Annotated in this window: 25 protein-coding genes and 1 pseudogene; 5 read left to right on the plus strand and 21 right to left on the minus strand. The window is 70.4% G+C overall.

Annotation, left to right across the window (positions count from 1 at the left end):
- Positions 1 to 130: 130 nt before the first annotated feature.
- From IW249_RS33270 to IW249_RS33280, 3 genes are all read right to left on the minus strand, one after another.
- Positions 131 to 2107 (minus strand): ABC transporter ATP-binding protein, encoded by a 1977-nt coding sequence (locus IW249_RS33270; RefSeq protein ID WP_196925086.1) that lies wholly within the window; start codon positions 2105 to 2107, stop codon positions 131 to 133.
- Between the two features lie 114 nt (positions 2108 to 2221).
- Positions 2222 to 2989, minus strand: a complete 768-nt coding sequence (locus IW249_RS33275; RefSeq protein ID WP_196924402.1) for an enoyl-CoA hydratase/isomerase family protein — start codon at positions 2987 to 2989, stop codon at positions 2222 to 2224.
- 46 nt (positions 2990 to 3035) lie between these two features.
- Entirely contained in the window at positions 3036 to 3263 is a 228-nt protein-coding gene (locus tag IW249_RS33280; RefSeq protein WP_007462679.1) for a helix-turn-helix domain-containing protein, read from the minus strand.
- Between the two features lie 216 nt (positions 3264 to 3479).
- Here IW249_RS33280 and IW249_RS33285 point away from each other — a divergent pair, with 216 nt between their 5' ends.
- The gene (locus IW249_RS33285; protein ID WP_196924403.1) at positions 3480 to 4079 is read left to right on the plus strand and encodes a cadmium resistance transporter; all 600 of its coding nucleotides are present in this window, start codon (positions 3480 to 3482) and stop codon (positions 4077 to 4079) included.
- Between the two features lie 21 nt (positions 4080 to 4100).
- On the opposite strand, the gene IW249_RS33290 is transcribed toward IW249_RS33285, so the two are convergent.
- Positions 4101 to 5705 (minus strand): ABC-F family ATP-binding cassette domain-containing protein, encoded by a 1605-nt coding sequence (locus IW249_RS33290; RefSeq protein ID WP_196924404.1) that lies wholly within the window; start codon positions 5703 to 5705, stop codon positions 4101 to 4103.
- Between the two features lie 256 nt (positions 5706 to 5961).
- Here IW249_RS33290 and ypfJ point away from each other — a divergent pair, with 256 nt between their 5' ends.
- Both ypfJ and IW249_RS33300 read left to right on the plus strand, forming a co-directional pair.
- Positions 5962 to 6885, plus strand: coding sequence for a KPN_02809 family neutral zinc metallopeptidase (gene ypfJ / locus IW249_RS33295; protein WP_196924405.1), 924 nt, complete (start codon positions 5962 to 5964; stop codon positions 6883 to 6885).
- A 138-nt stretch (positions 6886 to 7023) separates the two neighbouring features.
- Positions 7024 to 8016 carry a DUF6454 family protein gene (locus IW249_RS33300; protein ID WP_196924406.1) on the plus strand — a complete coding sequence of 331 codons (993 nt, stop codon included), beginning with the start codon at positions 7024 to 7026 and terminating at the stop codon, positions 8014 to 8016.
- Positions 8017 to 8082: 66 nt separating this feature from the next.
- Here IW249_RS33300 and IW249_RS33305 read toward each other — a convergent pair whose 3' ends face one another.
- The 14 genes and pseudogenes from IW249_RS33305 to IW249_RS33365 form a co-directional block, all read right to left on the minus strand.
- Positions 8083 to 8442: a YybH family protein gene (locus IW249_RS33305; RefSeq protein ID WP_231392759.1), complete on the minus strand. Its 360-nt coding sequence runs from the start codon at positions 8440 to 8442 to the stop codon at positions 8083 to 8085.
- Positions 8443 to 8488: 46 nt separating this feature from the next.
- Complete coding sequence (locus IW249_RS33310) at positions 8489 to 8788, minus strand: muconolactone Delta-isomerase family protein (RefSeq protein ID WP_196924408.1); 300 nt, start codon at positions 8786 to 8788, stop codon at positions 8489 to 8491.
- Between the two features lie 92 nt (positions 8789 to 8880).
- Positions 8881 to 9528, minus strand: a complete 648-nt coding sequence (locus tag IW249_RS33315) for an acVLRF1 family peptidyl-tRNA hydrolase (protein ID WP_196924409.1) — start codon at positions 9526 to 9528, stop codon at positions 8881 to 8883.
- 115 nt (positions 9529 to 9643) lie between these two features.
- Positions 9644 to 10276: a LysE family transporter gene (locus IW249_RS33320; RefSeq protein WP_196924410.1), complete on the minus strand. Its 633-nt coding sequence runs from the start codon at positions 10274 to 10276 to the stop codon at positions 9644 to 9646.
- A 434-nt stretch (positions 10277 to 10710) separates the two neighbouring features.
- Positions 10711 to 10983, minus strand: coding sequence for a DinB family protein (locus IW249_RS33325; RefSeq protein WP_372433057.1), 273 nt, complete (start codon positions 10981 to 10983; stop codon positions 10711 to 10713).
- Positions 10984 to 11002: 19 nt separating this feature from the next.
- Positions 11003 to 11302 (minus strand): annotated as a pseudogene (locus IW249_RS35310) (maleylpyruvate isomerase N-terminal domain-containing protein); the annotation flags it as partial.
- 181 nt (positions 11303 to 11483) lie between these two features.
- A complete protein-coding gene (locus tag IW249_RS33330; protein WP_196924411.1) occupies positions 11484 to 11930 on the minus strand; it encodes a metal-sulfur cluster assembly factor in 447 nt (148 codons plus the stop codon).
- Between the two features lie 227 nt (positions 11931 to 12157).
- Positions 12158 to 12631: a Fe-S cluster assembly sulfur transfer protein SufU gene (sufU, locus tag IW249_RS33335; RefSeq protein ID WP_091403700.1), complete on the minus strand. Its 474-nt coding sequence runs from the start codon at positions 12629 to 12631 to the stop codon at positions 12158 to 12160.
- Positions 12631 to 13935: a cysteine desulfurase gene (locus IW249_RS33340; protein WP_196924412.1), complete on the minus strand. Its 1305-nt coding sequence runs from the start codon at positions 13933 to 13935 to the stop codon at positions 12631 to 12633. The genes sufU and IW249_RS33340 overlap by 1 nt, the downstream gene beginning before the upstream one ends.
- A 20-nt stretch (positions 13936 to 13955) precedes the next feature.
- On the minus strand, positions 13956 to 14729 hold the full coding sequence (gene sufC, locus IW249_RS33345; RefSeq protein WP_112677399.1) for a Fe-S cluster assembly ATPase SufC: 774 nt from the start codon (positions 14727 to 14729) through the stop codon (positions 13956 to 13958).
- On the minus strand, positions 14729 to 15055 hold the full coding sequence (locus tag IW249_RS33350; RefSeq protein WP_091403693.1) for a non-heme iron oxygenase ferredoxin subunit: 327 nt from the start codon (positions 15053 to 15055) through the stop codon (positions 14729 to 14731). The genes sufC and IW249_RS33350 overlap by 1 nt, the downstream gene beginning before the upstream one ends.
- A complete protein-coding gene (sufD, locus tag IW249_RS33355; protein ID WP_196924413.1) occupies positions 15055 to 16200 on the minus strand; it encodes a Fe-S cluster assembly protein SufD in 1146 nt (381 codons plus the stop codon). The genes IW249_RS33350 and sufD overlap by 1 nt, the downstream gene beginning before the upstream one ends.
- 88 nt (positions 16201 to 16288) lie before the next feature.
- Positions 16289 to 17719 (minus strand): Fe-S cluster assembly protein SufB, encoded by a 1431-nt coding sequence (gene sufB / locus IW249_RS33360; RefSeq protein WP_074312771.1) that lies wholly within the window; start codon positions 17717 to 17719, stop codon positions 16289 to 16291.
- Positions 17716 to 18516 carry a helix-turn-helix transcriptional regulator gene (locus tag IW249_RS33365; RefSeq protein ID WP_372433018.1) on the minus strand — a complete coding sequence of 267 codons (801 nt, stop codon included), beginning with the start codon at positions 18514 to 18516 and terminating at the stop codon, positions 17716 to 17718. Before IW249_RS33365 ends, sufB begins: the two co-directional genes overlap by 4 nt.
- A 98-nt stretch (positions 18517 to 18614) precedes the next feature.
- Between IW249_RS33365 and IW249_RS33370 the strand changes: the two genes are divergently transcribed.
- Positions 18615 to 19580, plus strand: coding sequence for a COX15/CtaA family protein (locus IW249_RS33370; RefSeq protein ID WP_196924414.1), 966 nt, complete (start codon positions 18615 to 18617; stop codon positions 19578 to 19580).
- A 323-nt stretch (positions 19581 to 19903) separates the two neighbouring features.
- Here IW249_RS33370 and IW249_RS33375 read toward each other — a convergent pair whose 3' ends face one another.
- The 3 genes from IW249_RS33375 to IW249_RS33385 all read right to left on the minus strand — a co-directional run bounded on the left by IW249_RS33375 (position 19904) and on the right by IW249_RS33385 (position 22558).
- Positions 19904 to 20824, minus strand: coding sequence for an ATP-grasp domain-containing protein (locus IW249_RS33375; protein WP_196924415.1), 921 nt, complete (start codon positions 20822 to 20824; stop codon positions 19904 to 19906).
- Positions 20825 to 20838: 14 nt separating this feature from the next.
- Positions 20839 to 21174 (minus strand): hypothetical protein, encoded by a 336-nt coding sequence (locus tag IW249_RS33380; RefSeq protein ID WP_091403682.1) that lies wholly within the window; start codon positions 21172 to 21174, stop codon positions 20839 to 20841.
- 430 nt (positions 21175 to 21604) lie between these two features.
- Positions 21605 to 22558, minus strand: a complete 954-nt coding sequence (locus IW249_RS33385; protein ID WP_196924416.1) for a heme o synthase — start codon at positions 22556 to 22558, stop codon at positions 21605 to 21607.
- 266 nt (positions 22559 to 22824) lie between these two features.
- On the opposite strand from IW249_RS33385, the gene tkt reads away from it, so the two are divergent.
- Positions 22825 to 24963: a transketolase gene (tkt, locus tag IW249_RS33390; protein ID WP_196924417.1), complete on the plus strand. Its 2139-nt coding sequence runs from the start codon at positions 22825 to 22827 to the stop codon at positions 24961 to 24963.
- Positions 24964 to 24968 lie beyond the last annotated feature (5 nt).

Genomic DNA, 24968 nt, shown 5'->3' on the forward strand with positions numbered 1-24968 from the left:
AGCCGGCCGTGTGCCGGCGGGCGGGCGCGCGTACGGCCTGTTCGCCTGCACGCCGTTGGCCGGCACCATCGCTGCCTTCGTGGCGGACTGAGCCGAGCACACCCGGTGTCGACGGCCCGGCCGCCAGACGTCAGTTGGCGGCGGCGGGCGGCAGCACCTCGTCGGCGCGGTACGTGCCCAGCGGCATGACCACCGGCTCGGGGCCGGTCGCGTCGACGAACGGGGTGGGCGAGTCGGCGACCGCGAACTGGGTCCGGTACAGCTCGGCGTAGAGCCCGCCGACCGCGACCAACTCCTCGTGCCGACCCCGCTCGACGATCCGCCCACCGTCGAGGACCAGGATCTGGTCGGCGTCGCGCACTGTGGAGAGCCGGTGCGCGATCACCAGCGCGGTACGCCCGGCCAACGCCACCGACAGGGCCCGCTGCACCGCCGCCTCGCTCTCCGAATCCAGGTGGGCGGTCGCCTCGTCGAGGATCACGATCGACGGGGCCTTGAGCAGCAGTCGGGCGATCGCGATGCGCTGCTTCTCGCCACCGGAGAACCGGTAGCCGCGCTCCCCCACTGTGGTGTCCAGACCGTCGGGCAGCGCCCGGACCAGGTCGGCCACCTGCGCACCGGCCAGGGCGGCCCAGATCTCGTCGTCGGTGGCATCCGGCTTGGCGTAGCGAAGGTTCTCGGCGATCGTCTCGTGGAACAGGTGCGAATCCTGAGTGACCACACCGATCTCGTCACGCAGCGAGGCGAGCGTCGCGTCGCGCACGTCCACCCCGCCGACGAGCACCTGCCCGTCGGTGACGTCGTAGATCCGGGAGATGAGCATCGACAGCGTCGACTTGCCGGCCCCGGACGGACCGACCAACGCGACCATCTGCCCCGGCTCGACGCTGAACGAGACCCCCTTGAGCACCGGCTCGTTGACGGTCCGGTCGAGCGTGGCGACCTCCTCCAGCGAGGCGAGGGAGATCTCGGCGGCGCTCGGGTAGCGGAACCGCACGTCGCGGAAGTCGACCCGGCCGGCGCCCCGGGGCACCGGCACCGCGTCGGGCTTCTCCACGATGCCCGGCTTGAGATCGAGCACCTCGAAGACCCGGTCGAAGGACACCAGCGCGCTCATCACGTCCACCCGGACGTTGGAGAGCGCGGTGAGCGGCCCGTACAGGCGGGTGAGCAACAGCGCGAGCGTCACCACGGTGCCGGCGCTGACGCCGCCGGTCACCGCGAGCCAACCCCCGAGCCCGTAGGTCAGTGCCTGCGCCAGTGAGGCGACCAGCAGCATCGCCACGAAGAACGTGCGGGAGTACATCGCGGACTGGATGCCGATGTCGCGGACCCGCTCGGCCCGGTCGCCGAACCGGCGGGCCTCGATCTCGGGCTGGCCGAAGAGCTTCACCAGCAACGCGCCGGCCACCCCGAACCGCTCGGTCATTGTCGCGTTCATCTTGGCGTCGAGGTTGTACGCCTCGCGGGTGATGTCTGCCAGCCGCCGACCGACCCGGCGCGCCGGAATGATGAAGATCGGCAGCAGCACCAGTGAGAGCGCGGTGATCTGCCAGGAGAGGGTGAACATCACCGCAGCGGTGAGCACCAGCTGGATGACGTTGCTGACCACACCCGACAGGGTGGAGGTGAATGCCCGCTGGGCGCCGAGTACGTCGTTGTTGAGCCTGCTGACCAGGGCGCCGGTCTGGGTACGGGTGAAGAACTGCAACGGCATCCGCTGCACGTGGTCGTAGACCCGGGTGCGCAGGTTGAGGATGATGCCCTCGCCGATGCGGGCCGAATACCACCGTTGGGCCAGCGACAGCAGCGCGTCGGCGACAGCCAGCGCGGCGATGAACAGGGCCAGCCGCACCACGAGCCGGCCGGCCTCGGTGCCGCCCCGGTTGATCGCGTTGATCACGTCGCCGGCGAGAACCGGAGTGGCCACGCCGATGATGGCGGCCAACACCACTGTGGCCAGGAACACGATGATGTCGCGCCGGTAGGGGTGGGCGAAGGCGACGATGCGGCGGGCCACCCCGCGCTTGAGCCGGTGGGTGGAGACCTCGTCGCGGTTGCGCATCGACCGGAGCATGCTCCACCCGGCCATGCCACCGCCGGACATCGGGTTGGACATCGCTCACCTCCGGGTTGCCGGGCGGACCGCACCGTCAGGTCAATTCTCCCGACGAGTGTGACAACCTCGGTCGTAACCCGGATCTTCCCGTGCGGTCCTTACCTATTCTCCAGTGCCGGCCAGGTCACGCAGCCGACGGGTCTGCGCCTCCCGCTCGGCGCGCTGCTGGTCGGCGTGCGACCGCCCGGCCGCGCCGGCGAGCAGGGCCTTGATCTCCACCACCGCGTCGCGTGCCCCGGAGAGCAGGCCGGCGGTCAGGTCCCGCACCGCGCCGTCCAGCTCCGCCGGAGGCACGACCAGGGTGGCCAGCCCGATCCGGTCCGCCTCGGCGGCGTCCAACCGGCGGCCGGTCGCACAGATCTCCAACGCCCGCGAATAGCCGACCAACTCGACGAGGCGTTTCGTGCCGGCCAGGTCGGGCACCAGGCCGAGGGTCACCTCGGCCATCGACAGCTTCGCGTCCGCGGACAGCACTCGCAGGTCACAGGCGAGCGCGAGCTGGAAGCCGGCACCGATCGCGTGGCCCTGAACGGCAGCGACGGAGACGACATCCGGCCGGTGCAGCCAGGTGAAACCGGCCTGGAACTCCGCGATGCGCTCGGCGCACTCCTGCTCGGGCAGCGTGGCCAGCTCAGCGAACGACCCCGGGCCGGAGGCGCCGGCCACCGCGAGGTCGAGGCCGGCCGAGAACGCGCGACCCTCACCGCGAACCACCACCACCCGCACGTCGCCGGGCAGGTCGCGGGAGAAGTCGCTCATCGCTCGCCACATCGCGGGCGTCTGGGCATTGAGCACGTCGGGCCGGCACAACGTCACCGTGGCGACCGGCCCGTCGCAAGTCAGCCGAACCCCGGTCGCCTCGGCGGTCACCGGACGTCCCGGGGCGCGGCGCTGGTGAACGACGCTGAGGGGCGGGTCACGCCTTCTTGCGGCGCCGGGCGCCACCGCGCTGACGCAGCTGCACGCCGGACTCGGTGAGCACTCGGTGGATGAACCCGTAGGAACGGCCGGTCGAGGCCGCCAACGCGCGGATGCTCTCCCCCGAGGTGTACCGCTTTACCAGGTCCTTGGCGAGCGTCTGACGCTCGGCTCCGACGATCCGGCGACCCTTCTCAGTGCTGGTGGCTGTGCCAGTGGCTGCCATGCTGTGTCCTCACGTCCCAGACTGTGCGGTTCGGATACGGTCCCACCTATTAGACCGCCTCGGACGATCATGCGCCAGATATCAACTCTTCGCCAACCGACACGCTATGCAATGTCAGCTTCCCGATAGAGTGATCCTGGCGATCGGGCCCGCCGCGGCGTCCGGGCGTACCGCCGCCGGAAGCTGACGGCTGACGACAGCCCGTACCCTTCGGTCGTGATCGACCTGTTGACCACCGCGGGCGCGGCGGCGGTGGTCTTCGCCGCCACCGACATCGACGACATCGTCATCCTGACGCTGTTCTTCGTCGCGGCCCGCACCACCGGCCGACCCCGCACATGGGAGATCGTCGCCGGCCAATACCTCGGCATTGGCGCGCTCGCGGTGGCCAGCGCGGTGATCGCGGGCGGGCTCCTGGTCGTGCCCGACCCGTGGACGGGGTTGCTCGGCCTGCTGCCGATCGCGCTCGGGGTACGCGCGCTGCGAAGTTCGGGCGACGACGAGGCGCCTGCGGTCGTCACCGGAGCGCTCGGCGTGGCCGGGGTGACGATCGCGAACGGCGCCGACAACGTCGCTGTCTACGTACCCGTCTTCCGGGCCCTCGGTGTGGCCGACAGCGTGGTGTTCCTGCTGGTCTTCGTGCTGCTCATCGCGCTGTGGTGCGTGGCCGGGGCCTGGCTGGGCGGGCACCGGAGGGTGGTCCGGCTGGTCGAGCGCGCCGGCGCCTGGCTGGTGCCGACGATCTTCATCGCCATCGGTCTGGTGATCCTGGTCAGCTCCGGCGTGCTCGGTCGACTGGTCGACCTGCTCGGCTGAGAGCCGACCGGGCCTCCTCGGTCAGGCCAGCTCGACAAGTTCGAGCAGGTCGTCGCTCCAGGCGTCCTCGTCGCCGTCGGGCAGCAGGATGGCCCGGTCCGGCTTGAGCGCCAGCACCGCACCCGGGTCGTGGGTGACCAGGACGATCGCGCCCGGGTAGTTGGCGATGGCGTCGAGCACCTGCTCCCGGCTGACCGGGTCGAGGTTGTTCGTCGGCTCGTCGAGCAACAGCACGTTGGCGCCGGAACAGACCAGGGTGGACAGGGCCAGCCGGGTCTTCTCGCCACCGGAGAGCACACCGGCCGGCTTGTTCACGTCGTCACCGGAGAAGAGGAACGCGCCCAGGATCTTGCGCAGGTCGGTGTCGGACTGCTCGACGGCGGCGGCGCGCATGTTCTCCAGCACCGTCCGCTCCACGTCCAGCGTCTCGTGCTCCTGGGCGTAGTAGCCCAGCCGCAGGCCGTGGCCCGCGTGCACCTCGCCGGTGTCCGGGCTGAGCAGCCCACCGAGCATCCGCAGCAGGGTCGTCTTGCCGGCGCCGTTGAGCCCGAGGATGGCCACCCGGGAGCCCCGGTCCACCGCCACGTTGACGTCGGTGAAGATCTCCAGCGAGCCGTACGACTTGGACAGGCCAGTCGCCGTGAGCGGCGTCTTGCCGCACGGCGCGGGATTGGGGAAACGCACCTTGGCCACCCGGTCGGAGACCCGCACCTCCTCCAGGCCGGAGATCAGCTTCTCGGCACGGCGGGCCATGTTCTGCGCGGCCACGGTCTTGGTGGCCTTGGCCCGCATCTTGTCGGCCTGCGCCATCAGCGCACCGGCCTTCTTCTCCGCGTTGGCCCGCTCCCGGCGGCGGCGCCGCTCGTCGGTCTCGCGCGCCTCGAGGTACGCCTTCCAACCCAGGTTGTACACGTCGATGACCGACCGGGTGGCGTCGAGGAACCAGACCTTGTTGACCACCGACTCCAGCAGCGCGCCATCGTGGGAGATCACGATCAGGCCGCCCTTGTGGTTGGCGAGGAAGCCCCGCAACCAGGTGATCGAGTCGGCGTCGAGGTGGTTGGTGGGCTCGTCGAGCAGCAGGATGCCGCCACCGTTCTCGCCGGCGTCCCGGAACAGGATCCGGGCAAGCTCGATGCGGCGCCGCTGACCGCCGGAGAGGGTGCCGATGGTCTGGGCGAGCGCCCGGTCCGGCAGGCCGAGGTTGGCGCAGATCCGCGCGGCCTCAGCCTCGGCCGCGTACCCGCCGAGGGCGGCGAACTGGTCCTCCAGCGCGCCGTACCGACGGACCAGCTTGTCGTTGGCGTCCTCGGCGAGGCGGGCCTCGACCTCCTGCATCTGGGACATCAGCACGTCCAGGCCGCGCGCCGAGAGCACCCGGTCGCGGCCGGTGACCTCCAGGTCACCGGTGCGCGGGTCCTGCGGGAGGTAGCCGATGGCGCTGCGCTGGTCGATCTGGCCGCCGTACGGCTGCCCCTCGCCGGCGAGCACCTTCAACGTGGTGGTCTTGCCGGCGCCGTTGCGACCGACCAGGCCGATCCGATCACCGGGCTGTACGCGCAGGGTGGTGTCGGACAGCAGGATCCGGGAACCGGCACGCAGTTCCAGGCCGGTGGCAGTGATCATGTTTGCGGGCTCGCTCTCGGGGTTTGGAAGGCTGACTCGGGGCACGCGAAACGGCCGGCGGGCTCAAGGGGCCCGACGGCGCGGGGCGGTTCAGCCTTCGCAGCGCAGCACCCGACAAGTGTACCGGGCGCCCCGGGACGGCCCGCCCGGATTACCGATCAAGATCATCGGGTACCGGAACGCCTGTCCGGACCCCGTCCGGCACTCGATGGACGAAACGACACATACTTACCGGCATACGGCGATCGGGGTCACCATGGAACTCAACGAGCGGGCCGAAATCGACACCTCCCAGGTCAACGACGTGGGCCGCGGTGGCGGATCCGGCGGCGGCGGCCTCGGCATCCCGATCCCCGGAGGCGGCGGTCGAGGCGGCATCATCGGCATCGTGGTGGCAGTGCTCATTGCGCTGCTCGGCGGCGGCTTCGGCCTCAACGCCATGACCAACGGCGACGAGGGCGGCCAGGCCGGCGGCACCGACCTGGAGCAGTTGTGCTCCCGCGACAACCCCGAACGTCTCGACGACGCGCGCTGCCGCAACGCGCTCTACGTCAACAGCATCCAGGCCTACTGGCAGACGGCGTACCCGGAGCTGGGCAACGGCAAGTACGAGCCGACCGACACCAACTTCTTCCAGGCCGCCGTGAACACCGGCTGCGGGCAGGCCGACTCGGGCGTCGGTCCCTTCTACTGCCCCGCCGACAAGCAGGTGTACATCGACCTGAGCTTCTACGACGAGCTGGCCTCCCGCTTCGGCGCCAAGGGTGAGTTCGCCCAGCCCTACGTGCTCGCCCACGAGTACGGACACCACATCCAGAACCTGCTCGGCACCAACGCCAAGGCCGGCCAGGGCGATCAGAGCGGCCCCCGCTCCGCCTCGGTGCGGCTGGAGTTGCAGGCCGACTGCTACGCCGGCGCCTGGGCCAAGCACGCCACCGAGAGCAAGGACAAGACCGGCCAGGAACCGCTGTTCAAGTCCATCACCCAGACCGACATCAGCGAGGCCGTGCAGGCCGCCGAGGCGATCGGCGACGACAGCATCCAGGAGCGCTCCGGCGGCCGGGTCAACCCCGACCAGTTCACCCACGGCACGTCCGAGCAGCGCAAGCGCTGGTTCACCCAGGGCTACGACCGCGGCGACCCGAAGACCTGCGACACCTTCGGGACCGACCAGCTCTGACCTCTCCGCAAGATCGTGGCGGGCCCTTCGGCGGGCCTGCCACGATCGTTCCAGGCCATGACACCGCAGCATCAGAGGGCGTTCACGACGGCTACCTACGTTCACCGGGTCCCCGCAACCCGCTGTGAAGAGGTAACGATGAAGACGACCACCAGGTGGACCCTGGCCGTCGGCGTGGCCCTGACCGCCGTCCTCGGTGGCGCCGCCACCGCCCAGGCCACCGGCCCGGCAACCGGGCACCCCGGCGTGGGCCACCCCCGCGACACCGCGCTCGCCACCGCATTCGGCGCCGTGGACCGCAACACCTCCTGGCAGCAGACCGGCAAGCTGAAGCTGAACTTCCCCACGTTCCACACCGAGGGCATCGCCTTCGCCGGCGACCGGATCTTCCTCTCCTCGGTCGAGATCATCGAACCGACCGTCAAATACCCCACCCCGCAGAACGGGTACGACCGCAGCCCCGGCAAGGGGGTGGGCCACCTGTTCGTCATGGACCGCCAGGGCAACCTGCAACGCGACATCGTCCTCGGCGAGGGCGACATGTACCACCCGGGCGGCATCGACTTCGACGGGACGAACATCTGGGTGCCGGTCGCGCAGTACCGCCCCAACAGCAGCACGATCGTCTACCGCGTCGACGCCTCCAGCCTGCGGGTGCACAAGCAGTTCGAGGTCACCGACCACTTCGGCGGCGTGGTCCTCGACAAGACCAACGGCCACCTCGTCGGCAACACCTGGGGATCGCGACGCTTCGCAGAGTGGAACCTCCAGGGCAAGCAGCTGCGGACCTGGGACAACGAGAACTTCTTCGTCGACTACCAGGACTGCCAGTACGTGCCGAACGGCAAGATGATCTGCGGTGGTGTCACCAACCTGCCGCAGACCCCTGCCGCCGGCGGCAGCAACGCCACCTACGAGCTCGGCGGCCTGGCCCTGATCGACCTGCACAGCCATGACGTGCTCCGTGAGGTGCCCTTCCAGCAGTGGTCCACTGCCGGACACGTGGCTACCCGCAACCCGGTCAAGCTCGCCGCCGACGGCAACCGGCTCACCATGTGGGCCGCGCCGGACAACGGCGAGGAGGGCAACGGCACCGAGATCCTGACCTTCCAGGCCACGGTCGCCCGGTAGCCACCGCACCACCGTCGGCCGTCCCCCACCCCGGCCCGGGAGGGGATGGTCGACGGCGGAGCCGGGTCAGGCGAGCCGCGAGACCTGGTAGTGGCCGATGAGCCAGTCGCCCTCGACCCGCCGCAGGAGCACGCCGAGGTTGACGGTCAGGGCCGGCCGGTCGGTGAAGCCGAACTCCACCTCCAGGTAGCCGAGCACCACGTCGTCGGCGAGACGACGGATCTCCCGGATGTCGTACGCGGCAGTCAGGCCGAGCGGCTGGGCGGCGTAGTACGCGGCGACGCCGGCCGGGCCGACCGTGTACGGCTGCAACCCCTGGAAGATCGCGTCGTCGGTGAAGCACGCCGCGACCCGATCGGGCTCGTGGGCATCGACAGCCGATTTCCACCGGTCGAGGACGGTACGCAGAATCTGGACCTCGGACATGATGATCTCCCTGTTGGCGGACGGTGTCATGGCGTGCCTTCCAGGCTCAGCGAGGCGGCTGACCCGGGTCGTTCGGGTGCGGCGTCAACGGCGTCACGGTCTCGCGCCGCCAGGCGCGCAGCGGCATCGACGCCAGCACGACTTCCAGCTCATCGGCGTCGGCGGCCTGGAACAGCCCCCAGGTACGCCACTCCCCCGGCGCCAGCGGCGGCCGCCACAGCCGCAGGAGGCTGCCCTGCGCCGTCAGCTCGGCCGAACGCGCCGCCTCACGCGCGCGCATGTCGGCGACCCCGTCCTCCGAGGTTCCCTGCGGCACCGTCGTCACCATGTCAACCAGAAACTCCACGCGCCCATCCTCCGACCGCCAGCCGGGCGGCACGCCGCGAACCCCGTTCCAGGTGGCGGTCGTCTCCCCTCGGACGCCGGGGATCGCCGAGGTCAGTCCGGGTCGCGCACCAGGATCCGCACCGCCCGCGCCGCACCCACCGCCGCGACCAGCACCGCGTGCCGGGGCTCCGGCACGTCGAGCAACCGCTCCGCCCGCAACGGCACGAGCGGGGCCAACCGCCGGTCGGCAAGCACCCCGTCCACCGCCCGGCGGTCACCACCGCAGACCAGTGCGGCCAGCGTCGCCGCCTCCGGCAACAGCAGCCGTACGGCCAGGTCCGCCGCGTCACCCAGCGCGGCCTTCGCCTGGTTGTCGCGTCGGCGGGCGAACCGGTGCTGCGACCATCCCCCCGCTGCGGTGCGCCCCTGCACGTACCGGGTGTCCACCTTGGAAACGACGAGATCGGCGCCCTCGGCCACCCCGAGCGCCACCGCGCCCTTGCGGGCCAGCAGCAGACCGATCCGGCGGGGCATGACGGCGGAGGCCACGAACCCGGCCACATCCACGCCCGCCGACGCACCCGGTGGGGCGTACAGCTCGGCGGTCGCCCCGTCCGGGGCGGCGAGCAACAGGCCGTACTCCCGCGCGCTGGCGGTGGGCGGGCCGTGCCGGTCGGCGAAGCCCTCGACCCAGCGGCCGACGCGGGCCGGGTCGACCTCGACCCACCGGCCTCCGCCCGCTGCGGGTCGACTGGTCACCGCCCGACCGTACGGCACAGCGGACCCGCCTGGGCCCCCGGGCGGCACGCGGGCCCAGAGCGGTCAGGCGGGCCCAGCATGGTCAGGCGGGCCCGGCACGCTCCGGCGGTGACCGCTAGCTCGGAAGCAGGGCGGCCACCGCCAGCGCGGCGATGAGCGCGCTGGAGACCAGGCCGGTGACCAGTCGGCCGCGCGGCCCGGTCAGCGCCCGGCCGACCACAGTGCCACCGCCGGCGATGACCAGTTGCCAACTCGCCGACGCCAGGAACACCCCGGCCACGAAGAGCGCCACGGCGAGCATCCCCGAGTCGGCCGTGTCCCGACGGCCGAGGACCAGCGCCGTGAAGTAGAGGACCGTCATCGGGTTCAGCAGTGTCAACCCGAGCAGCGCCGCGTAGGCCCGCCCCGGGGTACCCATGCCCTGACCGGCGCGTGCCGTCGGTGGTCGCCGCGAGCGGTGCGCCGACCAGGTCCGCCAGAGGCCGTGCCCGGCGAGACCCAGCAGGACCACGGCAGCGACCACCCGCAGTGGCCCGGCGACCGGCGCAATGACCCCGGCCAGGCCGGCGCCGCCGAGCACTGCCACCGCCGCGTACAGCCCGTCGGCCGTCGCCACGGCCAGCGCCGCGGCCGCACCAACCCGAAACGAGGTACGGGCGCTGAGCCCCAGAATGAGAATCGCGATCGCGCCGACGGGAATGGCGACGCCGTAGCCGGCGACCAGGCCGGCGAGGAACGCCCCGGTCACGGACGTCGGTGGCGGGTCGAGGTTCGTCCCCGGAGCGGCCGCTGTCGACGCACGGCAGTCGCCGCACGGACAGGAACCTGCATCGGGTACGCCTCAATCACACGCGCATCCTCCGCGCCGAACCCGCACCCCCGCCACCGATTTTCCCCGCGCCCCGCGCCCCGCGCCCCGCGCCAAGATCTCCGCAACTTCCCCGAAGTTGCTGCCTCCGACACGCGGGAGACAGCAACATCCCTGATATTGCGCAGATCCTGACGACGCACAGCGCCCCCGGGAGACCGGAAGGGGATTGGGGACGCACAGCGCCGCCACGATCGTGCTCGAAGCAGGATGTAGTGGCCTCGGCGACGCACCGAGGCCACTACATCGATGATCGAGCGCGATCGTGAATTGTTCCGGGGTCGGCCGACCGAGCGGAGCCGAACGTCAGGCGGTCAGCGGGGGTTGCGACCGAGGTAGGAGAGCAGGGCCGCGACCTCGTCGGCCTCGGGGGTGGGGTCGATCGCCGGGGCGTACGCGCCGTAGGCCCGCAGCGGCTCGACGATCTGCCGGGCCACCACCAGCAGAGGGCGGGCCAGTTCGGCGTCGAGCGGGGACGGCTGTCCGGTGGCCACCGCGATGTCCCAGGCGTGCACCGCCGCATCCAGGGCGCACGCTACGGCGCCCACCTCGGCCGGCAGCTTGCCCTGAGGCAGCGGCGTGGGCACCTCCGTGGCGTCGTCGGCGACGCTCTTCCAGGCCCGGGCGGACGCGTCGAGGGCAGCGCGCAGGTCGGCCAGTTTGTCCGCCGTCGATCCGACCGGAGGGCGCGAACGGGTCCTCCGTCGGCCCCGGACCGCCGTTGATCGCCGACGCGAAGGCGAGCTGGTCGCCGGTCGCGTGCTGAAGCACCTGGGTGACGTTCCACCGTTCGCACGGGGTGGGCCGCTCCCAGGCGTCCGCCGGAACCCCCTCGACGGCCGTACGAAGCGCCTCGTGCGCCTGCTCGAGCACGATCCGCCACTGCGCCGCTGCCATCTCGCTCATCGTCCTGCCCTCTCCGCCGGTCTCCTGCGAGCTACCTCGCCCGCGTGCGGAGCGGAATATTCCGCTCCGTTCGATGAGTTCAGCTTAGCAGACCGGAACGATCCGTTCCACTACTTTCGGGCCTGGAAACGCATCGAGCGCGGTACCCGTCCGGGTACCGCGCTCGACGAAGTGGATCGGGTCAGACGTTGAAGCCGAGGGAGCGGAGCTGGTCCCGACCCTCGTCAGTGATCTTGTCCGGGCCCCACGGCGGGAGCCACACCCAGTTGATCCGGATGTCGCTGACCAGGCCGCCGCCGGGGCCGGTGGTCAGCGCCTGCCGGGTCTGGTCCTCGATGACGTCGGTCAGCGGGCAGGCCGCCGAGGTGAGCGTCATGTCCAGGGTCGCGACGTTCTCGTCGTCGACGTGGACGCCGTACACGAGGCCCAGGTCGACCACGTTGATGCCGAGCTCCGGGTCGACGACGTCCTTCATCGCCTCCTCGATGTCGGCGATCATGGCCTTGCTGACGCCGCCCGCAGGAGCGGCGGCGTCACCGGTGCCATCGGTCGTCGCGGCGTCGGTCTGCGGCACCACCGTGGTGTCACCGGCCTCCGGCGTCGCCTCAGTGGCGGTGTTCTCGCTCATGCCGTCCCTCCGCTTCGCTCCGTGACGCCATGAGGCACCAACGCGCTGAACCGCTGATTCGCTCGCTGACGCTCGCTCATGCCGTCCCTCCGCATCGCTCCGTGACGCCATGAGGCACCAACGCGCTGAACCGCTGATTCGCTCGCTGACGCTCGCTCATGCCGTCCCTCCGCATCGCTGTGTGATGCCACAGGGCACCACGGTGTCATTCGCTCGCTGACGCACCGTCACGCCTTCACCTCCGGGCTCACGCCCACACCGGCGCGTGCCGCGGCGTCCTTGAACGCCATCCACGGCAGCAGCGCGCACTTGACCCGGGCGGGGTAACGGGCCACACCCGCGAAAGCAACCCCGTCACCGAGCACGTCCTCGTCCGGCGTGACCTGGCCACGTCCGGACATCAACTCCACGAACGCCTCGTGCACCTCGAATGCTTCCCCAGCACCCCGACCCCGCAGCAATTCGTGCAACACGCTCGCCGACGCCTGGCTGATCGAGCAGCCCATCCCGTCGTACGAGATGTCGTGCAGCACCGTGCCGTCGGTGGCCACCCGCACGGTGACCTCGTCACCGCAGGTGGGGTTGACGTGGTGCGCTTCCGCGACCTGGTCGCCCGGGTCGTCGGCGTCGCGCAGACCACGCCCGTGCGGGCGCTTGTAGTGGTCCAGGATGATCTCCTGGTAGAGCTGGTCGAGCTGCATCAGTCGAACACCTTCCGCACCTGCTCCAGACCGGCCACCAGAGCGTCGATCTCCTCGGTGGTGGTGTAGAGGTAGAACGAGGCCCGGGTCATGGCCGGGACGCCGAACCGGCTGCACACCGGCTTGGCACAGTGGTGACCCACCCGCACCTGCACGCCGAGCGAGTCGAGCACCTGACCCACGTCGTGCGGGTGCACGTCACCCAGCGCGAACGAGATGGTGCCGCCCCGGCCCACCGGCACGGTCGGACCGAAGATCCGCAAGTCCGGCACCGAGCCGAGAGCGTCCAGCGCGTACGCCGTCAGCTCCTTCTCGTGCCACTGGATGGCTTGCATCCCGATGCCGGTCAGGTAGTCGACCGCCGCGCCGAGCGCGACCGCCTCGGCGATCGGCGGGGTGCCCGCCTCGAAGCGGGCCGGTGGCGCCGCGAACGTCGAACGGGCCATGGTGACCGTCTCGATCATCGAGCCGCCGCCGAAGACCGGCGGCATGGCCGCCAGCAGCTCACCCCGACCCCAGAGCACACCGATGCCGGTCGGACCGCACATCTTGTGCCCGGTGAAGACGATGTAGTCGGCGTCCAGGTCGACCACGTCGATGGGCAGGTGCGGCACCGACTGCGAGCAGTCCAGCAGCAGCAGCGCGCCCACCTCGCGGACCCGCGCGGTGATCCGGGAGGTCGCGTTGACAGTGCCGAGGATGTTGGACATGTGCACCAGCGAGACGATCTTCGTCCGTTCGGTGACCAGATCCTCCAGGCCCGACTCGTCCAGCCGCCCCTGGTCGGTGACCGGGAACCAGCGCAGGGTCGCGCCGGTCCGCTCGCAGAGCAGCTGCCACGGGACGATGTTCGAGTGGTGCTCCATTTCGGAGATCACCACCTCGTCGCCCGGACCGAGCCGGAACCGACTGTCGGCGTCCGGGCGCAGCGAGGCGTTCGAGAAGGCGTACGCCACGATGTTGATCGCCTCGGTGGAGTTCTTCGTGAACACCACCTCGTCGGCGCTCGGCGCGTTGATGAACGCGGCGACCTTCGCCCGCGCCCCCTCGTACGCCTCGGTGGCCTCGGTGCCCAGGGTGTGCACCGAGCGCGACACGTTGGCGTTGTGCCGCGCGTAGTGCTCGTCGAGCACGTCGAGCACCTGGCGGGGTTTGTGCGAGGTGTTGGCGCTGTCGAGGTAGACCAGCGGGTGTCCGTTGACTTCCCGACCGAGGATCGGGAAGTCGGCGCGCACCCGGGCCACGTCGAAACGCGGCACTTCGTCGTACTGCGGCATCCCCGAAGGGATCGCGATGCTGGTCATCTCGGCAGCGCCTCTCCCGCTCAGGCCTTGGCCGTGCCGGCCCCGGCGGCGTACCGCTCGTAGCCCTCGGCCTCAAGCTTGTCGGCCAGCTCCGGGCCGCCCTGCTCGACGATCCGGCCGGCCACGAAGACGTGCACGAAGTCCGGCTTGATGTAGCGCAGGATCCGGGTGTAGTGGGTGATCAGCAGCACGCCGGTGTCGCCGTTGTCGCGGACCCGGTTGACGCCCTCGCTGACCACGCGCAGCGCGTCCACGTCGAGACCGGAGTCGGTCTCGTCGAGGATCGCGATCTTCGGCTTGAGCAGCTCCAGCTGGACGATCTCGTGCCGCTTCTTCTCACCACCGGAGAAGCCCTCGTTGACGTTGCGCTGGGCGAACGCCGGGTCCATCTGGAGACGCTCCATCGCGCCGCGCAGCTCGCCACCCCAGGTACGGAGCTTCGGCGCCTCGCCGTCGATGGCGGTCTTCGCGGTCCGCAGGAAGTTCGCCACCGAGACGCCGGGCACCTCGACCGGGTACTGCATGGCCAGGAAGAGGCCGGCGCGGGCGCGCTCGTCGACAGTCATGGCCAGCACGTCCTCACCGTCGAGGGTCACCGTGCCGCCGGTGATCTCGTACTTGGGGTGACCGGCGATCGAGTACGCCAGGGTGGACTTGCCGGAACCGTTCGGGCCCATGATCGCGTGGGTCTCACCCGACTTCACGGTCAGGTCGACGCCGGCCAGGATCGGCTTGAGCTCACCCTCGGGCAGCTTGACCGACACCTTCAGGTCGCGGATCTCCAGGGTGCTCATTATCGGGTCACTCCATTACTCGGCGTCAGGCTGAGGTAGATGTCGCCGTCGCGGACTTCGACGGGGTAGACGGGGACGGGTTCGGTGGCGGGCAGGCCGGTCGGCTCGCCGGTGCGCAGGTCGAAGCGCGAGCCGTGCAGCCAACACTCGAGCGTGCAGCCGTCGACCTCACCCTCGGAGAGGGCGACCGAGGCGTGCGAGCACTCGTCGTACGCGGCGTAGAAGCCGCCGTCCTCGCCGTGCACCAGGGCGATCGGCGTGCCGTCGACGTCCGCGCTGATCGCGGTGCCCTTCGGCACGTCCTCGGTGGAGCAGATGCGGATCATCAAGCGCCCGCCTTGGTCAGCCGGGCCTCGATCGCGTCGCCGAGGCTCTCGCGCAGCGACTCCACCGGGATCTTGTTGATCAGCTCGGCGAAGAAGCCACGGACCACCAGCCGGCGGGCCTCGCTCTCCGGAATGCCCCGGGCCATCAGGTAGAACAGCTGCTCGTCATCGAAGCGGCCGGTCGCGCTGGCGTGGCCGGCGCCGGCGATCTCGCCGGTCTCGATCTCCAGATTGGGTACGGAGTCCGCCCGCGCGCCGTCGGTGAGCAGCAGGTTCCGGTTGATCTCGTACGTGTCGGTGCCCGTCGCCTCGGCCCGGATGAGCACGTCACCCACCCAGACGGTGTGCGCGCTCTCGCCCTGCAGAGCGCCCCGGTAGCCGACGTAGCTACGGCAGTCCGGCACGGTGTGGTCGACCAACTGCCGGTGCTCCAGGTGCTGGCCGGAGTCGGCGAAGTAGACGCCGTACAGCTCGGCCTCGCCACCCCGCCCGGTGTATTCCACGCTGGTGAACTGCCGGACCAGGTCGCCACCCAGGGACACCTGGATGTGGATGGCCTTGGCGTCCCGGCCCAGCTTGATCTTCAGGTGCTGGGCCTGGACCGCGTCGTCGGCCCAGTCGGCGACAGTGACCAGCGTCAGCTTGGCGCCGTCGGCCACCGCGACCTCGACGTTGTCGGCCAGGGTGGCCGATCCGACGTGCTCCAGCACCACTGTCGCCTCGGCGAACCGGCCCACCTCGACGAAGGTGTGCCCGAACGACGGCTGCTCGACGCCCTCGCCGACCACCCGCAGCCGCACCGCCTCACCGAGCACCACGTCGGGCGCCACCCGCAGCAGCAGGGCGTCCGCGGCGGCACCGTACGCCAACGCGCTGACCCGGTCGACCGGGGTCAGCACGCTGCCGACCCGATCGTCGTCACGGCCGACGCGGGTGATGGCGACGCCCTCGGGCAGGTCGCCGTACTCGTGTCGGACCGCGCCGGTAGCGGCCGGCGCCTCACCTATCAGGCCGCGGAGGCGCTTGAGCGGGGTGAAACGCCACTCCTCCTCCAGGCCGGTGAGGGCCGGGAAGTCGGCGACGTCGTACGAGCGCAGCGCCTGCGACTTGGTGCTGGGCGGCGGCGCGGAAGCCTGGGTAGTCATTTCTTCCTTGGTCTGTCTGTTCCGTGACGACGAGTTGGGGCCGGGTGTGGCGGGCCGAGGTTTCGGCCCGCCACGGGGAGCGGCGGCGTCAGCCGACCGCGCCCTCCATCTGAAGCTCGATCAGGCGGTTGAGCTCCAGGGCGTACTCCATCGGGAGTTCCTTGGCGATCGGCTCGATGAAGCCACGCACGATCATGGCCATCGCCTCGTCCTCGCTCAGGCCCCGGCTCATCAGGTAGAAGAGCTGGTCGTCGCTGATCTTGGAGACGGTCGCCTCGTGCCCCATCGACACGTCGTCCTCACGGATGTCGACGTACGGGTAGGTGTCCGAGCGGGAGATGGTGTCGACCAGCAGCGCGTCGCACTTGACAGTGCTCCGGCTGTGGTGCGAACCCTCCAGCACCTGCACCAGACCCCGGTACGAGGTGCGGCCGCCGCCACGGGCGATCGACTTCGACACGATGGTCGAGGAGGTGTGCGGCGCGGCGTGCACCATCTTGGCGCCGGCGTCCTGGTGCTGACCCTCGCCGGCCATCGCCACCGAGAGCACCTCGCCCTTGGCGTGCTCGCCGGTCATGTAGACGGCCGGGTACTTCATGGTCACCTTGGAGCCGATGTTGCCGTCGACCCACTCCATGGTCGCGCCCTCGTGGCAGACGGCGCGCTTGGTGACCAGGTTGTAGACGTTGTTCGACCAGTTCTGGATGGTCGTGTAGCGGCAACGCGCGTTCTTCTTGACGATGATCTCCACGACCGCGCTGTGCAGCGAGTCGGAGGAGTAGAGCGGCGCGGTGCAGCCCTCGACGTAGTGCACGTACGCACCCTCGTCGACGATGATCAGCGTCCGCTCGAACTGGCCCATGTTCTCCGTGTTGATCCGGAAGTAGGCCTGCAGCGGGATCTCGACGTGCACACCCTTCGGCACGTAGATGAACGAGCCACCGGACCACACCGAGGTGTTCAGGGCGGCGAACTTGTTGTCGCCGACCGGGATCACCGTGCCGAAGTACTCCTTGAAGACGTCCTCGTGCTCGCGCAGCGCGGTGTCGGTGTCCAGGAAGAGGACGCCCTGCTCCTCAAGGTCCTCGCGGATCTTGTGGTAGACGACCTCCGACTCGTACTGCGCCGCGACACCGGCGACCAGCCGCTGCTTCTCCGCCTCCGGGATGCCCAGCCGGTCGTAGGTGTTCTTGATGTCCTCGGGCAGGTCCTCCCAGCTGGTGGCCTGCTTCTCGGTGGACCGCACGAAGTACTTGATGTTGTCGAAGTCGATCCCGGTGAGGTCCGCGCCCCAGGCCGGCATCGGCTTACGGCCGAACAGCCGCAGGCCCTTCAGCCGCAGGTCGAGCATCCACGCCGGTTCGTTCTTCTTGGCCGAGATGTCCCGCACCACCGCCTCGTTGATGCCGCGCTGGGCGACCGCCCCGGCGGCGTCCGGGTCGGACCAGCCGTACTCGTACCGGCCCAGGGCGGCGAGCTGCTCTTCCTGGGTCAGGGGCTGGACGATCTGCTCGGTCATCTATCTGTCCTCACAGTGGTTACGGGATTACCGGATTGAGCGCGGCCCGGCTGGGTCGGGATGTGCGTGGTGCACACCCCGTCGCCGTGCGCGATGGTGGCCAGACGCTGCACGTGGGTGCCGACCAGACGGGAGATAACCGCGGTCTCGGCCTCGCACAGCTGGGGAAACTCGGCGGCCACGTGCGCCACCGGGCAGTGGTGCTGACAGAGCTGGCCGCCAGAGGCGATCGTGGTCGCATTGGCAGCGTAACCCTCGGCGGTGAGCGCTGCGGCGAGTGCCTCGGCTCGGGCGAGAGGGTCGTCGCCGGCGTCCTCCATGGCCGTCCGACAACGGGACTCGAGAGCGGACACCTGCTCGGTGGCGAACGCCTCGACCGCGTCCGAGCCGCCACTGCGGGCGATCCAACGCAGCGCGGCGGTGGCCATGTTGTCGTAGTGGTGTGTGCCACAGCGGACCCGGGCAGACTCGGTCAGAAGGAACACCTTGGCCGGGCGCCCCCGCCCCCGACTGCCCTGCACGGTCTGCTCGCGGGCGTACACGTCACCGTCGGCGAGCATCGCGTCCAGGTGCCGGCGGATCGCCGCCGGGCTGAGCCCGAGGGCCGCGCCAAGCTGTGCGGCGGTGGTGGCACCCTGCTCCAGCAGCAACTGGGTGACCCGATCCCGGGTGGAGATCTCGGCCGCCGCCGACCCGGCCAGGCCGGCCGACGTGGTCACGACGGGCGCGGAGGCGGGCGCACCGAGGGCCGGTACGGCCGTCGGTTGGTGCCCGGAGAGCGCCGCCGCGTTTTTCACAACGCCAACGTTACGTAATTACCCGGAGGGTCGCAAACCCGGGCCCCGGTGATCCCAACCACCGACTCAACGGAGTCGGACGAACCTCGATCACTACGGTGCGTAGGATTTGCGCCGTGAACCGAATCGTCCGTCCGGTCTCCGGCAACCTGCTGCGCCGCCTCGCGCTCGCCTCGATCATCGCGAACGTGGGCATCGTCGTCACCGGCGGGGCCGTCCGGTTGACCGCCTCGGGCCTCGGCTGTCCCACCTGGCCCCGATGCACCGACGATTCCTACGTCACCACCCCCGAGATGGGCGTGTACGGGGTGATCGAGTTCGGCAACCGGATGCTGACCTTCGCGGTGGGTCTCATCGCGCTGGCCACCGTGCTGGCCGTACTGCTGCACCGGCCTCGCCGACCCGGGCTCCTCGCGCTTGCCGTCGCGGTTTTCCTGGGCATCCCCGCCCAGGCGGTGGTCGGTGGCATCACAGTGCTGACCAACCTCAACCCGTGGGTGGTCGGGCTGCACTTCCTCGCCTCGATGGCGGTGATCGCCGCCGCGTACGCCCTCTGGCGACGCATCGGCGACCCCGACGGCCCGACCGTGGCCGTGGTGCCCACACCCCTGCGTGCGCTGGCCCGGGTCACCACCGGCGTCACAGTGGCCGTGCTGGTCGTCGGCACCTGGGTCACCGGCAGCGGCCCGCACGCCGGCGACCACGGCGCCGCTCGCAACGGGCTCGACCCGGAGACGATCGCGCAGGTGCACGCGGACGGCGTCTTCCTGCTGATCGGGCTGTCGGTGGCGCTGATCTTCGCGTTCCGCGCCGTCGGTGCGCAGCGAGCCACCCGCGCCGCGATCGTCCTGGTCGCCGTGGAGCTGAGTCAGGGCCTGATCGGGTTCGTGCAGTACTTCACCCACCTGCCGGCGATCCTGGTCGGCGCGCACATGCTCGGTTCCTGCCTGGTGCTGCTGGCCGCCCTGGCGGTGCAGTGGTCCACCCGGGAACGCCGCCCGGTCGCGCCGGCCCCCCAGGCCGCCCCGACCGCCGCCGCCACCCCGGTCCCAGCCACCGCCTGACCGCCCAGCCCGCCCAGCGCGCGTCGGCCCGCCCAGCGCGCTCCGCGCCAAGATCTCCGCAACTTCCCCGATGTTGCTGCCTCCGACGCGCGGGAGACAGCACCATCCCCGATGTTGCGCGGATCTTGACGACGCACAGCGCGCCCGAGAGACCGGGGACGGGTTCGGGGCGCCCACGGCCACCAAGATCGTGCTCGGACCAGGATGTAGTGGCCTCGGCGCAGCGCCGACACCACTAGAACCAGGATGTTGCGCGATCTTCCCGGTGGCGCGGTCGCGCGCCACCCCCGAGGCCGTTCTGGGGTGACGCTCGTTGTGGGAGGTCAGGCGGCGCGGGCCAGGTGGGTGGTGATCGCGGTGGCGAGGCGGTCCGGGGCTCCGTCCGCGTACCCGATGAAGAGGGACGGCTCGGTCAGCTCCAGCTCGACCAGGACCGGCTCGCCGTCCGGGCCGGGGATCAGGTCGACCCGGGCGTAGAGCAGCTGTCGGGTGCCGCCGGGCACCGTCGCGAGGGTCTGCTCGGCCACCGCCAGCTGTTCGGGGCGGGCGGTGCGGGCGGTGATCTCTTCGGCCTTGTAGAGCCCGTCCGGGCCGAGATCCGGCCCGGACAGCATCGGGCCCTTGCGGATCGCGTGGCTGAACGCGAGCCCGTCCGGGCCGGCCAGGAAGAGCAGTGCCGTCTCGCCCTCGGTGTCGACGGCGCGCAGGTACGGCTGGACCATGGTCACCCGGCCGGCCTCGGAGAGCCGGCGGACGTGCGCGGCGGCCAGGTCCCGGTGTTCGGGGTCGGCCAGGTCGTACCGGCCGGTGTCCTGGCTGCCGGCGCTGACGGCGGGCTTGAGCACGTACTCGCCGGTCTCGGCAGGCAGTTGCCAGCTCTCCCCCGGCTCGATCCACGACGTCGGCACGGTCGGCACCCCGGCGGCGGTCAGCTCGGCGAGGTAGCGCTTGTCGGTGTTCCAGCGGACCACGTCGGCCGGGTTGACCAGCATGGGCACGGTGGCCGCCCAGGACACGAACTCGTCGCGGCGCAGCGCGTAGTCCCAGGGTGAGCGGAGCACGACCAGGTCGTAGGACGACCAGTCGACGTCGGGGTCGTCCCAGACGACGGTGTGGACGGCGACGCCACGGGCGGCGAGCGGGGCGAGGACCAGCCGGTCGTCCGGGTCGAGGTCGGCCAGGTCGGCGCAGGTGACGAGAGCGACCCGGGGTTCCCCCCGGGTCGACTGGTGATGTGTGGTCAATTCAGGTGTCTGTTTCAGCGGGCCATCGTGCGCCGGGCCATCGACCGCCAGAGGTCGTTGCTCGGACGCATCTGGTCCATCAGTTCACGCTCCCAGGCGTTCTCGACGGTGACTCCCGCCTTGGCGCACGCCTCCCGGGCGGTGACGGTGTCGTCGGCGAACTGGTCGCCCCACTCGCCGTCGGAGCCCACCAGGACGATCCGCGCGCCACGCTTGCCGACGTACTCGATGACCGCCTTCGCGCCGCCGTGTCCGGCCGCGAACGCCTTGAGGCCCGCGACCAGGCCTTGGGGCGCCTGCTCGCCGGCGGTCTGCTCGGCCGTCAGCGTCGTATCGGAACCATCTGCCATAACGCGAAGCCTAAGCAGAGTTGCACCCTGCCGGGTGAGAACCATGAACGTTTTGTGATGCCAATTACCTACAGGTTTAAGGACGACCACAGGTTTGCTGTCCGCTTATATGTGGACTTTTGCGCTCAAAGCACCTCGGCAAATCTCCCCTGAACTACCCCAGGTTGAGCCGATCCGACTCATGCTGAAAGTTACTCTGATGTGACGTTAAACCCGGACAACTCATCCACGTCCATGATTAGTCGGGAGATCATCGGCGCGATTCGCCGCCGATGGCTCCGCGCATCTCCCGACCGCGGTCCCCCGCGCATCACGCGACGGGCGGCGCGGGGGCCGACAAGCGGAGCCGCGGCACGGAAGCCGGCGGCCAGCGAAGCCGCGGACCGGAGGCGCATCGCACCAAGCACCAGGGGCGCCAGAGCGGGGCGGGTCAGATCAGCGCGTCGAGCGCGACGGCCACGAAGACGATCGTCAGGTACGTGGTCGACCAGTGGAACAGCCGCATCGGCTTGACCGCCTCGCCGCGCGTCGCACGCCGGCAGAGCCGGTGTGCCTCGACCACGAAGATGGCACCCACCACCAGGGTCGGCACCCCGTAGATCGCGCTGAGCCCCAGCGGCCAGACGGCCAGGGAGGTGAGCACGGTGAGCCACGCGAAGATCAGGATCTCGGCGTTCACCCGGCGGATCGAGGCCACCACCGGCAGCATCGGGATGCCGGCGCGGGCGTAGTCGTCCTTGTACTTCATGGCGAGCGGGTAGAAGTGCGGCATCTGCCAGAAGAAGACCACAGCGAAGAGGCCCCAGGCAGCCGGCGCCAGCGAGCCGGTCACCGCCGCCCACCCGATCAGCACCGGTGCCGCCCCGCAGGCGCCGCCCCAGAAGGTGTTCGTCGGGGTGGAGCGCTTGAGCCACAGGGTGTAGACGAGGTCGTAGTAGGCGATCGCGGCGAGGGTCAGCCCGGCGGCCAGCAGGTTGGTGAACGCCGCCATCAGGGCGACCGACACCGCCGCCAGCACCAGACCGAAGATCAACGCGCTTCGCGGCGACACCGTGTGCGCCGGCAGCGGCCGACGCTTGGTACGCCGCATCAGCTGGTCGATGTCCCGGTCGATGTAGCAGTTGAGGACGCTGGCAGCGCCGGCGGCGAGCGAACCGCCGATCAGCACGATGGCCATCAGCCACAGCGACGGCAGCCCGCCCTCGGCGAGCATCATCGCCGGGATGGTGGTGACCAGCAGCAACTCGACGATCCGCGGCTTGGTGAGCGCCACGTACGCCGAGAGGACAGCGCGTACGTCCCGCCGGGCCACCGGGCCCTCGGCCGCCCGCGCCGGGTGTTGCCCGGCCGGGTTGCTCGCGGGGCGCTCGGTGATCATGCTCACGGATTGCCACCTTCCGGCATCGGGCACGGGGAGATCGGATTGGCCGGGACCGCTCGGGTCCGCATACCGCCCCACACACTACGCGTCGTCGTTTTGGCTGCCCGGCCGACCCGACAACGGTGCGGGCCGTCACACCACCGGGTTGAACCGAGCATCCGGATGGTCACGTAGCGCACACCATGCACAGATCCCCGGGCGCACGTTTACGGACGCTCGATAAGGTCATCGGTGAGGGTTCCGCCCATCTGCCGAGGAGCACAACCATCGTGGCTGTTAAACGACCCGAGCACTCCGCACTGAACTGGTCCGACCTCGATCGCCGGGCCGTAGACACCGTCCGCGTGCTGGCCATGGACGCCGTAGAGAAATCCGGCAACGGTCACCCGGGCACCGCGATGAGCCTCGCGCCCGCGGCGTACCTCCTCTTCAACCGCGTGATGCGGCACAACCCGGCCGACCCGAACTGGCCCGGCCGTGACCGGTTCGTGCTCTCCGCCGGGCACTCCAGCCTGACGCTCTACATCCAGCTGTTCCTCTCCGGTTACCCGCTGAGCCTGGACGACCTGAAGTCGCTGCGGCAGTGGGGCTCGCAGACGCCGGGGCACCCCGAGCACGGGCACACGCCGGGCGTGGAGACCACCACCGGCCCGCTCGGGCAGGGTCTGGGCAACGCGGTCGGCATGGCCATGGCGGCCCGCCGCGAGCGCGGCCTGTTCGACCCGGAGGCCGAGCTCGGCGCGTCGGTCTTCGACCACGACATCTGGTGCATCGTCTCCGACGGTGACATCGAGGAGGGCATCAGCCACGAGGCCAGCGCCCTCGCCGGGCACCAGCAGCTGGGCAACCTCACGGTGATCTACGACGACAACGAGATCTCCATCGAGGACGACACCCGGATCGCCAAGAGCGAGGACGTGGCCGCCCGCTACGAGGCGTACGGCTGGCACGTGCAGACCGTCGACTGGCGCAGCGGTGACGCCGACCAGGGCGACTACCACGAGGACGCCGAGGCGCTGTACGCGGCGCTGGTGGCCGCCAAGGCAGAGACCGCCCGCCCCTCCTTCATCGCGCTGCGCACCATCATCGGCTGGCCCGCGCCCAACAAGCAGAACACCGGCAAGATCCACGGTTCGGCGCTCGGCGCCGACGAGGTGAAGGCCACCAAGCGGATCCTCGACTTCGACCCGGAGCAGACCTTCCAGGTCGACGAGGAGGTGCTCAGCCACGCCCGCATGGTGATGGGCCGCGGCTCCGACGCCCAGCAGGAGTGGACCACCGCGTTCGACGCCTGGAAGAAGGCCAACCCGGAGCGCACCGCGCTCTACGAGCGGCTGGCTGGTCGCGTACTTCCCGACGGCTGGACCGACGCGTTGCCGGTCTTCCCCGCGGACGCCAAGGGTGTCGCCACCCGGGCCGCCTCCGGCAAGGTGCTGGAGGCGCTGGCGCCGGTGCTCCCGGAGCTGTGGGGCGGCTCGGCCGACCTGGCCGAGAGCAACAACACCACAATGAAGGGCGAGCCGTCGTTCATCCCGGCCGCGCACGCCACCAAGGACTTCCCCGGCCACGAGTACGGCCGCACGCTGCACTTCGGCATCCGTGAGCACGCCATGGGCGCGATCCTCAACGGCATCGCCCTGCACGGCGGCACCCGCCCGTACGGCGGCACGTTCCTGGTCTTCAGCGACTACATGCGTCCGTCGGTGCGGCTGGCCGCGCTGATGAAGCTGCCGGTGACCTACGTCTGGACGCACGACTCGATCGGCCTCGGCGAGGACGGCCCGACCCACCAGCCGGTGGAGCACCTCACCGCGCTGCGCGCCATCCCGGGCCTGGACGTGGTCCGTCCGGCGGACGCCAACGAGACCGCCTGGGCCTGGCGGCAGGCGCTGGAGCACACCGACCGGCCCACCGCTCTGGCGCTGAGCCGTCAGCCGCTGCCGACCATGGACCGCGACGTCCTGGGCAGCGCCGAGGGCGTGGCCAAGGGTGGGTACGTGCTGGCCGAGGCGTCCAACGGCAAGCCTCAGGTGATCATCGTCGGCACCGGGTCCGAGGTGCAGCTCTGCCTGACCGCCCGGGAGCGGCTGGAGGCCGACGGCACCCCGACCCGGGTCGTCTCGATGCCCTGCCAGGAGTGGTTCTACGAGCAGGACGAGGCGTACCGGGAGTCGGTGCTCCCGCGCGGGGTAAAGGCACGGGTGAGCGTGGAGGCGGGCATCGCGATGTCCTGGCGCGGCGTCGTCGGTGACCTGGGCGAGAGCGTGAGCCTGGAGCACTACGGAGCGAGCGCCCCGCACACCGTGCTCTTCGAGCAGTTCGGGTTCACCCCCGACCGGATCGTGGCGGCAGCACACGCCTCGCTGGCCCGGGTGGGCGACATCACCGGTTTCACGACCGGCAACTGAGGGAG

The sequence above is a fragment of the Micromonospora vinacea genome (assembly GCF_015751785.1).
GTDB lineage: Bacteria > Actinomycetota > Actinomycetes > Mycobacteriales > Micromonosporaceae > Micromonospora > Micromonospora vinacea.